An 11,810-nucleotide genomic window follows, 5' to 3' on the forward strand; every position below is an offset into this window, starting at 1 on the left:
TCGATGACCTGGGAAATCCTCTGGGCGCTGATCCTCGGCTTCTTCCTGTCCGCCGCGGTGCAGGCGGTGGTGTCCAAGGAGTCGATCAGCCGGCTGCTGCCGGACGACTCGCCGAAGACGCTGGGCGTCGCCTCGCTGCTGGGCGCCGCGTCCTCGTCCTGCTCCTATGCCGCCGTGGCACTGGCGCGCTCGCTGTTCCGCAAGGGTGCGCACCTCACCGCGGCGATGGCGTTCGAGATCGCCTCGACCAACCTGGTGATCGAACTCGGCGTGATCCTCGCACTGCTGATGGGCTGGCAGTTCACCGCGGCGGAGTTCTTCGGCGGCCCGGTGATGATCGTGCTGATCGCGCTGCTGTTCCGCCGGTTCGTACACGGCGAGGTCGTCAGGGCCGCGCGAGAGCAGGCCGAGCGGGGACTGGCCGGATCGATGGAGGGCCACGCGGCGATGGACATGGCCGTGCCCGCCGAGGGCACGCTGTGGCGGCGGCTGACCTCGCGGCGTGGCTACACCGCCGTGTCGCACATCTTCGTCATGGAGTGGGCAGCGGTCCTGCGCGACATCGTGGGCGGGCTGCTGATCGCCGGGGCGGTGGCCGCGTGGGTGCCGGACTCGTTCTGGCGGCACTTCTTCCTCACCGGCCACCCGCTCGGCTCGGCGCTCTGGGGACCGCTGGTCGGCCCGGCGATCGCGATGCTCTCGTTCGTCTGCTCGATCGGCAACGTGCCGCTGGCCGCGGTGCTGTGGAACGGCGGGATCAGCTTCGGCGGCGTGACCTCGTTCATCTTCGCCGATCTGATCATCATCCCTATCCTGCTGATCTATCGCCGCTACTACGGCACGGCGATGGCGCTGCGCATCTTCGCTCTGTTCTACCTGGCGATGGCCGGGGCGGGGTACGTCGTCGAGCTCGTGTTCAAGCCGCTGGGCCTGGTCCCGGCGACCCGCGCGGCGAAGGTCATGGACGCCGGGATCAGCTGGAACTACACCACCTGGCTCAACATCGTCTTCCTGCTACTGGCCGCCGCACTGGTGATCCGGTTCCTGCGCAGCGGCGGACGGCCGATGCTGAGCATGATGGGCGGTGGACCGGACGACATGTCCGGTCACGGTGAACACGACCACCACGAGCACAGTGGCCATGGTGATCACGGCGGCCACGCCAGTCACGAGCACATGTAGATCCGTCTCGCGCCCGAGGCGTCGTCACAGCACGCCGGTCGACGGCGCACGTCCCTCGGTCGTCACGTCCCTCGGTCGCCACCGGCCAGGACAGAGCCGCAGTGCGCAGTTTCGCAGCCTACTGCTGCGCGATCTCGGCCGCTCGGCCCGGCGTCGCCGGCGAGATCGAGTTCGATGTCAAGTTCGAGTCGATGTCGATGCGGATCACGGGATCGACCGCGTCGGACCGGATGCGCTGGACCAGGCTCCTGGTCCCCGGCGCCCAGAACGCATGGATAACGTTTTCCATAACACACGTGACGTCAGAACTCTGACGCAAAAGGCCGTTTCCGTTTCCGTTTCGTTTCATACCCTTGACAGAGCGTACTCATGGCAGCACTCTGCGGACAACGTTGCCCGACCCTGGCAACGTTGTCATATCCCGGGTCAGTCGTCTGAAAAAAGGGTGACCATGACCGCAATGAATCACAGACCCACACTTCGCGCAATGCTGACAGCCGGTGCGCTTGCTGCCGCCACGACTGTCGGCACCACGGCCGTTTCGACGGGTGTCGCCTATGCCGCCGTCGCCGACCCGGCCTCCGTCGTGAACCCGTTCATCGAGACCCAGGCGAACGGCGACGCCTTCCCCGGCGCCGACGCCCCGTTCGGCATGGTGCAGTGGTCGCCGGACACGCCCTCGCGGCCGGACGGCGGCGGCTACAGCTACACCGACACCTCGATCACCGGCTTCAGCCTCACGCACATCTCCGGTCCGGGCTGTTCGGGAGCCGGGGACGTGCCGATCCTGCCCGAGGTCGGGGCCGTCAACACCGCCAACAGCTCGACCGTGTCGTTCTCACACGCCAACGAGTCCGCCAACGCCGGCTACTACTCGGTGCTGCTCGGCAACGGCGTCAAGACCGAACTGACCGCCACCTCCCGCAGCGGCATGGGCCGCTTCACCTTCCCCTCCACCACCCAGGCCGACCTGGTCTTCAAGCTGGGCGGCAGCGCGAACGGCACGTCGGCGACCACGTGGAACGTCGTGTCGGGCACCGAGGTCTCCGGCTCCGTCACCTCAGGCCACTTCTGCGGCGCGAGCGCCGTCTACACCGTCTACTTCGACATGGTCTTCGACCAGACGATGACTGGCAGCGGCAGCGACTACGTGGTCTTCAACACCACGAGCAACACCGTCGTGCAGGCGAAGGTGGGCATGTCCTTCGTCTCGATCGCCAACGCCACGGCCAACCGGCAGGCGGAGAACCCGAACTGGGACTTCGCATCCACGCAGAGCGCCGCGCACGCCTCCTGGAACGGCCTGCTCGGCAAGGTCCAGATCACCGGCGGCACCAGCGACCAGCAGGTGTCCTTCTACACCGCGCTGTACCACTCGCTGCTGCATCCGAACGTGTTCAGCGACACCAACGGCCAGTACCGGGGCGTCGACGGCAACGTCCACACCGTGGACGCCGGGCACGGCGCGTTCTACACGACGTACTCCGGCTGGGACATCTATCGGAGCCAGGCGCAGCTTGAGGGGCTCGTCGCGCCGCAGCAGGCTTCTGACACCGCGCAGTCGATGGTCGACGACTACGCGCAGGGCGGCATGCTGCCGAAGTGGGACCTGAACAACGGCGAGACCTATGTCATGGTCGGCGACCCGGCCGATTCGATCATCTCGGACTACTACGCGTTCGGCGGGCGCAGCTTCGACACCGCGACCGCGCTCAGGGACATGATCGCCGAGGCCACCAGCACGAACAACATCCGGCCCGGGTCCGGCTACCTGCAACAGGTCGGATACCTGCCCTCCAACGGCTCGTACGGGTGCTGCAACGAGTACGGCGCGGCGTCCACGAACCTTGAGTACGACTCCGCCGACGCGGCGATCGGCTGGTTCGCCGGGCAGGTCGGCGACTCGGCCGATTCGAGCGCGTTCCTCGACAAGGCGCGCGACTGGCGGAACCTGTTCGACTACCAGTCCGGCTACGTCCAGCCCCGGCAGGCGAGCGGCGCCTGGCAGGGCTCATACAACCCGGGCAACGACAACGGCGGACAGTTCGTCGAGGGCACCGGCTATCAGTACACTGCGATGGTGCCGTTCGACCTGCGCGGCCTGGCCGACGCCATGGGCGGCAACGCGAGGATGAACTCGTTCCTCGACACCATCCTGTCCAGCCAGACCGGCGCCAACGGCTACGCGGACCTGACCAACGAGCCGAGCCTCGACATCCCTTGGGAATACGACTACGCCGGGACGCCGTACAAGACCCAGGCGGCTGTGCGCAACGTCCAGGACACCCAGTGGGCGAACGCGCCCGCGCGCTTCAACACCTCCTCCTCGAACAACGACGACCTCGGCGCGATGAGCTCCTGGTACGTGTGGTCGGCGATGGGGATGTACCCGGAGACGCCGGGCACGTCCGACCTGGCGCTCGGCTCGCCGCTGTTCACGCAGATCGTCGTCACGCTGCCGTCCGGAAGCACCCTGACCATCAACGGCAACGGCGCCGCGGACAACGCGCCCTACGTCCAGTCGGCCACGTGGAACGGTTCCGCGTGGAACAACGCTTACTTGCCGTCCGGCGCGATCTCCAGCGGTGGCACGTTCACCTACACGCTGGGCACGTCAGCCAACACGTCATGGGCGTCGGCGTCGTCGGCAGCCCCGCCGTCGTACCAGGGCACTGAGGGCTTCGCGAACGCCGGCATATCCAACGACTCCGCGTCCTCCAGCGCGAACTTCGACGCCCAAGGCTACAGCTACTCCGCTCAGGCGCTCGCGGCGGCCGGTGTGACTCCGGGCTCGACGATCAGTGCCAATGGCCTGTCATTCACCTGGCCGAACGTCGCGGCGGGTGCGAGCGACAACTACGAGGCCAACGGCCAGGTCGTCCCGGCCGGCGGCTCGGGCTCGATCTCGTTCCTCGGCTCGGCCACCAACGGGCCGTCCATAGGCACCGCGACCGTGAACTACACCGACGGCACGACGCAGAACGTCCAGCTGGCTTTCTCGGACTGGACGCTCGGCGGAGGCGGTGGCAGCGCGCTGTCCAGCAACACGATCGTCGCCACCACTTCGTACCGGAACCACGCCGGCGCTGCCGCCAACAACGTGAGCACGTACCTGTTCGCCACGAGGCCGGTTCCGTTGGCCTCGGGCAAGACCGTGGCCAGCGTGCGCCTCCCGGTCGATGTCAGCGCCGGGGCTCTGCACGTGTTCGCGATCGCGGCCGGCTCGACGGCCAGCACGGCGACCGGCGCGATCGCGGCCAGCGTCGGCTCCGGGCTGTGCGTCGACGACAATCAGTCCTCGACGACCGACGGAAGCAAGATCCAGATCTGGACCTGCAACGGCACCAACGCGCAGCAGTGGACCGTCAACGGCGACGGCACGCTGACCGTGCTGGGCAAGTGCATGGACGTGAACCAGGGCGGCACGGCCAACGGCACGCTGGTCCAGCTGTGGACCTGCAACGGCACCGGCGCGCAGCAGTGGCATCCCGGGCCGAACGGCTCGCTGGTCAACCCGCAGTCCGGCCGGTGCCTCGACGATCCGGGATCCAGCACGACCACCGGCACACAGTTGCAGATCTACGACTGCAACGGCACCAACGCGCAGCGCTGGTGGCTGCCGTAGCGCAGGGCACCGACGTCATGGGCGTTGTCGGCGTCTGATGATCGTCGTCCGACTCGTGACGGCTCATGCTGTCCGGCACGTGCGACTCACGTGCCGGACAGCATGAGTCCGAACTCGTCGACCGCCTCGGCCAATGCGGCATCGCCGGACAGAATCCGACTGCTGACGGTCGGATGCGCCGCGGTCCAGGCCTGCGCACAATCCCCGGTCGTGAAGAAGTTGATGTTGCCGCACGTGCGGTCCACCGACGGCCCGCAGCACGCATCGCCGCCTTCCTGCCCGACCACGACGACCGCGGTGTCCGGCCGCCAGAGCGCCGCGTCGCCGTCGACCTCGACGACGATGCCCGCACCGGAACCCGGCTCGGTGGCGGTGATCGTGACCGGGCGCCCGATCATGGCCGAGGTGCCCAACGCGTCGATCGCGCACATCGAGAAGACCTGCGGACCGCCGGGCCAGGTCATCCGGATGCCGGTCGGCGTCGGAGAGAACGGATAGGCGGCGCGAATACGACCCGCCTCGTCGAAGGCCACGACATCGCGCACCGACAACTCCTCGCGCACCGCCGCGGGCGGCGCCCCGGCCAGCGCGCTGATCCGGTCCAGCTCTCCCGGTTCGGGCGGCCGTCCGGTGACGATGAAGGCTTCGAGGATCGCGCGGTGCACTCGCCGCGCCGCCGCCGAGAGCCCGGCGGCGTCACGACCCTTACTCAGTTCCGGCCCGGTCATGATCAGACCTCTCATGGAGCCTGTCAGCCTGCGCAGCAGGACAGCTTGGCGACATCGACGGTGTAGGACAGGGCGGCCAGCTTCAACGCCTCGGCCATGGTCAGGTACGGCACCCAGGTGTGCGCGAGTTGGTCGACGGTCATCCCGGCGCTGATCGCGTACGCGGCGGCGGTGATCACGTCGCCGGCGCCGTCGGCGACGGCGTGAACGCCGAGGACACGGCCACTGCCCGCCTCCGCGACGATCTTGATCACGCCGCGAGTGTCCCGGTTGACCAGGGCCCGCGGCACGTGGGCAAGGTCCAGGGTTCGGCAGTCGCAGCGCATCCCGGCCCGGATCACCTGGACGTCGGTCATGCCGACCGCGGCGATCGCGGGACTGGTGAACGTCACGCGCGGCAGCGCGGTGTAGTCCAGCGTGCGGCCCGCGCCGGTCAGGGCATTGTCAGCCGCCAATGTGCCCTGGGCCGCGGCTACGTACACGAACTGCGGACCTCCGGTGACGTCGCCGGCAGCCCAAATCCGGGGGTTCGTGGTGCGCAGGTGCTCGTCCACGACGACCTCGCCGCGCGCCCCGGTCTTCACGCCGACGGCGTCCAAGCCCAGTCCGTCGGTCACCGGCCGGCGGCCGGTGGCGATCAGCAGCTGCTCGGCACGCAGTTCGGTCTCGGTTCCTGCCGCGGCGCGCACCCGCGCCGTCTTGGCCCCGTCCTCGCCGCCGCCCCTGCCGCTGACCGCGACGAGCGTGGCGCCGACGTGCACTGCGATGCCGTCGTCGCGCAGGACGTCCTCGACGACGGCCGAGACCTCCGGTTCCTCGAACGGCGCCAACCGATCCATGGCTTCGATCACGGTGACCTTCGCGCCGAGCCGGGCGAACAGCTGGGCCTGCTCCAAGCCGACCGAGTTGCCGCCGACCACGATCACCGACTCCGGCAGCGTGCTGAGATCCATCGCGGTGGTCGAGGTCAGATACCCGACCGCGTCGAGGCCGTCGACCGGCGGGGCCCACGGCGCGGAGCCGGTGGCGATCAGGTAGTGCGCGGCCGCGATCCGGCGGCTGCCACCGTCGTGCAACGCCACGTTCAGCGCGGGGCCGTCACCGGCGGCGATGAAGGCGGCGGTACCGTGCACGATCGGGAAGCTGTAGTCGGCAGCCAGGTTCAGGTACTTCTCCGTGAGCATCCCGGCGACAAGGGCGTCCTTGCCGCCAATCAGTTCACTGAAATCCACTGCCAGCCGCGCCGATCCCATCCCGGGGAAGCGTCCGGCCGCGGCCGCGACACGGCGAGCGTCGGCGGCAGCCAGCAGCGCCTTGGACGGGACACAGCCAACGTTGACACACGTGCCGCCGACGGTGCCGCGCTCGACCAACGCCACTCGCCCGCCCCGGTTCACCGCGGCGATGGCGGCGGCGAAGGCTGCCGAGCCAGAGCCGATCACCGCCAGGTCGTACTCGGTTTCCCGCTCGCTCACGGTGTGCCCTCCTCGGATCAGACCTACTGCTATGCGCTTTGCCGAATAGTTTAACGGCTCCAATACTATATGCTTTGGCGAATACTTCTAGTGGAGCGAGCGAGGGAGGCGGGCGATGGAAGCCACCGGGGCGATCACGGCGGTCGAGGTCGCGTGCACGCACATCGACACCACGGCCCGATTCTTCCGTGCGCTGTCCGACCCCACACGCTTGAAACTGCTGGAGTTCATCCAGGCCGGGGATCGCACCTCGGCCGAATGCGTCGAGCACGCCGGCATCTCGCAGCCGCGAGTGTCGATACACCTGTCCTGCCTGGTGGACTGCGGCTACGTCACCGCCCGCCGCGACGGTCGCAAACTGGTCTACTCCGTCGGCGACCCTCGCGTGGCCGATCTGCTCGTGCTCGCCCGCTCGCTGGCCGCGGACAACGCCGCCGCTCTGACGTGCTGCACCCGCGTCCCCGACCACCAGCGCTGAAGCGCCCCCGCCCTTCCACGTAAATCCGCCCAACCCGGCAGGGATTCGCGCAGAATCAAGCTAACCAGGTGAATATGTGGTCAATCCCGGTAGATTCGCCATCTGCGCACGCTGTGAGAAGCCCGCCGTCGGCCCGCTGGCAACGATGGAGCATGCGGTCGTCACCGGCAGACGCGGGGCAGAGCATGAGCGGCCGCATCGATGACGACCCGTGGGGAGAACGATGACGGCACAGGAACGTGACGAGATCCTCGAACTGGTCCGCAAGTACCACCAGGAGAACGCTGCGGAGCGGCCCTTCGAGCCGGGCGTCACCCCGATCCTCCCCTCCGGCGCGGTGCTCGACGAAGAGGACCGGGTCGCGCTGGTCGAGGCGGCCCTGGACATGCGTATCGCGGCCGGCCGCAGCTCCAAGACCTTCGAACGCGAATTCGCCCGCTTCCTCGGTCTGCGAAAGGCGCACCTGACCAACTCCGGCTCTTCGGCCAACCTGCTGGCCGTCTCCACCCTCACCTCGCCGCGGCTCGGCGAGATGCGGCTGAAGCCCGGCGACGAGGTGGTCACCGCCGCGGCCGGCTTCCCGACGACGGTGAACCCGATCGTGCAGAACGGTCTGGTCCCGGTCTTCGTGGACGTGGAACTCGGTACGTACAACACCACCGTGCAGCGGGTCGCCGAGGCGATCGGCCCGCGGACCCGGGCGATCATCCTGGCGCACACGCTGGGGAACCCGTTCGAGGTGGCGGAAATGGCCCAGCTCGCCGCCGACCACGACCTGTTCCTCATCGAGGACAACTGCGACGCCGTCGGCTCCACGTATCAGGGCCGGGTCACCGGCGGTTTCGGCGACATGGCGACGGTCAGCTTCTACCCGGCGCACCACATCACCACCGGTGAGGGCGGCTGCGTGCTGACGAACAACCTTCAGCTGGCGCTGATCATCGAGTCGTTCCGGGACTGGGGCCGGGACTGCTGGTGCGAGCCCGGGGAGAGCGACACCTGCCACAAACGGTTCGGCTACCAGCTCGGCACGCTGCCGGCCGGCTACGACCACAAGTACACGTTCTCGCACGTCGGCTACAACCTGAAGAGCACTGACATCCAGGCGGCCCTCGGCGTCAGCCAGCTGCGTCACCTGCCCGAGTTCATCCGGCGGCGCAGGGAGAACTGGCAGCGGCTGCGCGACCAGATCGGCGAACAGCCCTGGCTGCTGCTGCCGGAGGCGACCAAGGACAGCGACCCCTCGTGGTTCGGCTTCATCATGACGATCCAGCCCGACGCGCCGTTCGAGCGCGCCGACCTGGTTTCGTTCCTGGAGAACCGGAAGATCGGCACGCGGCTGCTGTTCGCCGGCAACCTGACCCGGCACCCGGCCTACCAGGACGTCGAGTACCGCGTCGGCGGCGGCGACCTGGCGAACAGCGACGTGATCACCGAGCGCACGCTCTGGGTCGGCGTCTATCCCGGACTGACCACGCAGATGATCGACTACATCGCAGAGTCGGTGCACGACTTCTTCGCAGCCAGGGGGCTGCGATGATCGAACACCGCTTCGCAGCCAGGGGGCTGCGATGATCGAGCACAGCCTCGCCGGGCGGAGCCTGCGATGACCAAGAACAGCCGGGCGCAGCTGGCGATCAACGGCGGCAAGCCGGAGTTCGACCACGCTCTGCACGTCGGACGGCCGAACGTGCTCAACCCCGACCGCGTGCTCAAGCGGATCGGCGAGGCGCTGGACCGGCGCTGGCTGGCCAACTTCGGGCCGCTGGTCAAGGAGTTCGAGGCCAGGGTCGCCGAGGCCGCGGGCACCGAGCACTGCCTGGCGTTGACCAGCGCGACCTCGGCACTGGAAATCCTGGTCCGGGCGCGCGGGCTGCGCGGCGAGGTGATCGTGCCCTCCTTCACCTACGTCGCGACGGCGCACGCCCTGGAGTGGCTCGGCGTCACGCCAGTGTTCTGCGACATCGACGAGGAGACGGCCAACCTCGACCCCGCCGAGGTGGAGAAGCTGATCACGCCGCAGACCTCTGCCATCATCGGCGTGCACGTGTGGGGCCGTCCGTGCGCGGTGGACGTCCTGCCGGCGCTCGCCGCCGAGCGTGGGCTGACGCTGCTGTACGACGCGGCGCACGCGTACGGCTGTTCCGTGGACGGCCGGCCGATCGGCGGCTTCGGCGACGCCGAGGTGTTCAGCTTCCACGCCACCAAGTTCATCAACGCCTTTGAAGGCGGCACGATCACCACGCACGACGCGGAGCTGGCCGAGAAGGTCCGCTCGCTGCACTACTTCGGCTTCACCCCGGACGGCGACGTCACCGCGGCCGGGATCAACGCGAAGATGCCCGAGGCGTGCGCGGCGATGGGCCTGACCTCGCTGGAGGACATGCCGGAGATCCTGGCGGCGAACCGCGCCAACCACGAGCTGTACACACAGCACCTGGCGGACGTGCCGGGCATCCGGGTGCGGCAGCCGGGGCTGGGCGAGCGCAGCAACCACCAGTTCGTGGTCCTGGAGGTCGACCCTGCCTCCGCAAGCCTCAGCCGCGACGAGCTCGCCGCGCTGCTCACCGCCGAGAACGTGTTGGTGCGCAAGCACTTCAACCCCGGCGTGCACCGGCTCGGCCCGTACCGCGACAACCCGGGCCGCCACGTTCGCAGGCCGCTCACTCGCACCGAGGCGCTGTCCGGCAAGGTCATTCAACTGCCGACGGGAACCGAGATCACCGCCGACGAGGTCGTACGAGTGTGCAGGCTGATAGAGCTGGCGGTCGGGTAGAGGCAGCAGCAGGTCCGGAACCGGAACACCGCGGAAGCGCACTGGTGACAGGCGCTTCACGCGGGCTCGGCGCGTTCATCGCGCGCCGGCTCGCGGCGGACGGCTGGCCGGTCGCCGTGAACTATCCGCCCGGCGTACCCGCCGAGCGCGAACGAGCGGCAACAGTCGTGAAGTCGATCCGGGCCGAGGGCGGCAGGGCCGAGACCGTCGCCGCTGACGTGACCGACGAGCAGCAGGTGTCGGAACTGGTCGCGCGAACCGCCGCCGCACTCGGACCGGTCGAAGTGCTCGTAGTCAACGCGACCGGTCCGCAGCCTGTCGTCGCGCTCGAAGAACTGACCTGGCGGACGCACCTGGACCAGTTGGAGTTCTTCGTCAAGAGCCCGACGCTGCTGGTGCAGGCGGTGCTGCCGCAGATGAAGCGGCGCGGCGGCGGCCGGATCGTGCAGATCGGCTCCGACATGCCCGAGCGGGCCCTGCCCGGATGGTCCGCCTACGCCGCGGCGAAGGCCGCGCAGCTGAGCCTGACCCGCGTGTGGGCGAGGGAACTCGGCCCGCACGGCATCACGGTCAACCTCGTCGCCCCCGGCTGGATCCCGGTCGAGCGCCACGCCGACGCCACGCCACAGGACCGTGACGGCTACCTGGCCGGCGTCCCGCTGGGCCGATTCGGCACGCCCGAAGACATCGCCGCCGCGGTGTCGTATCTGGCCGGCGACGCGGCCCGGTTCGTCACCGGCGCGCGGCTTCCCGTCAACGGCGGCGAAGTCCTCGGCTGAGCAGTACCGGAGCCGGCGCCCGGAGCAGTACAAGAAATCACCCCACGACCTGCGATGTAACCAGGCCCCGTATCTCACGGTGGAGTGTCGGACCGATTCCGCTCGATCCGCTTGACCGGCTTGGTCGGCATGATCGACCGATCGGCTCGGCGTTCCACCCCTCCAGCGCACCCCGCCACGGGGTCGGTCTCGATCGAGAAAACAGGGCCATGGTTTCAACCATCCGCACGCACCGCGCGACAGCGTGGGCCGCTCTCCTGCTGGCGATCGGCCTGACGTCGGCCGGCTGCTCCAGCTCCGCCTCCACGCACACGGCCGCCGCGTCCCAGACCGGGATCAGTCCCGGCGCGGGACAGTCCGCGCTCGCCGGGATGCCCGGATCCACCGCCACCGGTCCAGTCGACGGCACCGGATCGCCAATGCCCGGCATGACGATGAGCGACCCGGCAACGCCCCCATCAGGGTCCGCAGGTACAGCCGCCGCTCCGGTCTCAGGCAACACCATCGCCATCAGGAACTTCGCGTTCGCCCCGGCGGCGCTGACGGTGAAGGCGGGCACGAAGGTGACCTGGACCAATCAGGACTCGGACGCGCACACGGTCACCAGCCAGAACAACACCGGCCCGCTGGCCTCCGCTGCGCTCAGCACCGGGCAGAGCTATTCGTACACGTTCACCACGCCCGGCACCTACGGCTATCTGTGCACCATCCACCCCTTCATGACCGCCACGGTGACGGTGATCCCGTGAACCAGAACCAATTCACCG

The 11,810-nt window shown here is 68.7% G+C and carries 10 protein-coding genes; 8 read left to right on the top strand and 2 right to left on the bottom strand.

The genetic code is table 11. The features are described 5' to 3' along the window. From VGS97_RS13315 to VGS97_RS13325, 3 genes are all read left to right on the top strand, one after another. A partial coding sequence (locus VGS97_RS13315) for a permease (protein WP_326853730.1) occupies positions 1-1,182 on the top strand: 1,182 nt, incomplete at its 5' end. A gap of 101 nt (positions 1,183-1,283) precedes the next feature. Beyond that, positions 1,284-1,496: a hypothetical protein gene (locus tag VGS97_RS13320; RefSeq protein ID WP_326853732.1), complete on the top strand. Its 213-nt coding sequence runs from the start codon at positions 1,284-1,286 to the stop codon at positions 1,494-1,496. Between the two features lie 173 nt (positions 1,497-1,669). After that, the gene (locus tag VGS97_RS13325; protein ID WP_326853733.1) at positions 1,670-4,807 is read left to right on the top strand and encodes a lectin; all 3,138 of its coding nucleotides are present in this window, start codon (positions 1,670-1,672) and stop codon (positions 4,805-4,807) included. Between the two features lie 86 nt (positions 4,808-4,893). On the opposite strand, the gene merB is transcribed toward VGS97_RS13325, so the two are convergent. Both merB and merA read right to left on the bottom strand, forming a co-directional pair. Then, positions 4,894-5,535 (bottom strand): organomercurial lyase, encoded by a 642-nt coding sequence (merB, locus tag VGS97_RS13330; RefSeq protein ID WP_326853734.1) that lies wholly within the window; start codon positions 5,533-5,535, stop codon positions 4,894-4,896. 23 nt (positions 5,536-5,558) lie between these two features. Then, positions 5,559-7,010: a mercury(II) reductase gene (merA, locus tag VGS97_RS13335; protein ID WP_326853735.1), complete on the bottom strand. Its 1,452-nt coding sequence runs from the start codon at positions 7,008-7,010 to the stop codon at positions 5,559-5,561. A gap of 115 nt (positions 7,011-7,125) precedes the next feature. On the opposite strand from merA, the gene VGS97_RS13340 reads away from it, so the two are divergent. The 5 genes from VGS97_RS13340 to VGS97_RS13360 all read left to right on the top strand — a co-directional run bounded on the left by VGS97_RS13340 (position 7,126) and on the right by VGS97_RS13360 (position 11,792). Beyond that, positions 7,126-7,488, top strand: coding sequence for a metalloregulator ArsR/SmtB family transcription factor (locus tag VGS97_RS13340; protein WP_326853736.1), 363 nt, complete (start codon positions 7,126-7,128; stop codon positions 7,486-7,488). Positions 7,489-7,711: 223 nt separating this feature from the next. Beyond that, the gene (gene rfbH, locus VGS97_RS13345) at positions 7,712-9,028 is read left to right on the top strand and encodes a lipopolysaccharide biosynthesis protein RfbH (protein WP_326853737.1); all 1,317 of its coding nucleotides are present in this window, start codon (positions 7,712-7,714) and stop codon (positions 9,026-9,028) included. A 66-nt stretch (positions 9,029-9,094) separates the two neighbouring features. Beyond that, the gene (locus VGS97_RS13350) at positions 9,095-10,264 is read left to right on the top strand and encodes an aminotransferase class I/II-fold pyridoxal phosphate-dependent enzyme (protein ID WP_326853738.1); all 1,170 of its coding nucleotides are present in this window, start codon (positions 9,095-9,097) and stop codon (positions 10,262-10,264) included. A gap of 44 nt (positions 10,265-10,308) precedes the next feature. Beyond that, positions 10,309-11,043: an SDR family oxidoreductase gene (locus VGS97_RS13355; protein WP_326853739.1), complete on the top strand. Its 735-nt coding sequence runs from the start codon at positions 10,309-10,311 to the stop codon at positions 11,041-11,043. A gap of 209 nt (positions 11,044-11,252) precedes the next feature. Next, positions 11,253-11,792, top strand: coding sequence for a cupredoxin family copper-binding protein (locus tag VGS97_RS13360; RefSeq protein ID WP_326853740.1), 540 nt, complete (start codon positions 11,253-11,255; stop codon positions 11,790-11,792). The last annotated feature ends 18 nt before the right edge of the window (positions 11,793-11,810 follow it).

It is taken from the genome of Actinocrinis sp. (assembly GCF_035946395.1).
GTDB lineage: Bacteria > Actinomycetota > Actinomycetes > Streptomycetales > Catenulisporaceae > Actinocrinis.

What these genes read in the sequence shown, in the direction of transcription:
- VGS97_RS13360 (WP_326853740.1), top strand. Translation starts at nt 11,253, where the DNA reads ATGGTTTCAACCATCCGCACGCACCGCGCGACAGCGTGGGCCGCTCTC.
- VGS97_RS13350 (WP_326853738.1), top strand. Translation starts at nt 9,095, where the DNA reads ATGACCAAGAACAGCCGGGCGCAGCTGGCGATCAACGGCGGCAAGCCG.
- rfbH (WP_326853737.1), top strand. Translation starts at nt 7,712, where the DNA reads ATGACGGCACAGGAACGTGACGAGATCCTCGAACTGGTCCGCAAGTAC.
- merB (WP_326853734.1), bottom strand. Translation starts at nt 5,535, where the DNA reads ATGACCGGGCCGGAACTGAGTAAGGGTCGTGACGCCGCCGGGCTCTCG.
- VGS97_RS13340 (WP_326853736.1), top strand. Translation starts at nt 7,126, where the DNA reads ATGGAAGCCACCGGGGCGATCACGGCGGTCGAGGTCGCGTGCACGCAC.
- VGS97_RS13325 (WP_326853733.1), top strand. Translation starts at nt 1,670, where the DNA reads ATGCTGACAGCCGGTGCGCTTGCTGCCGCCACGACTGTCGGCACCACG.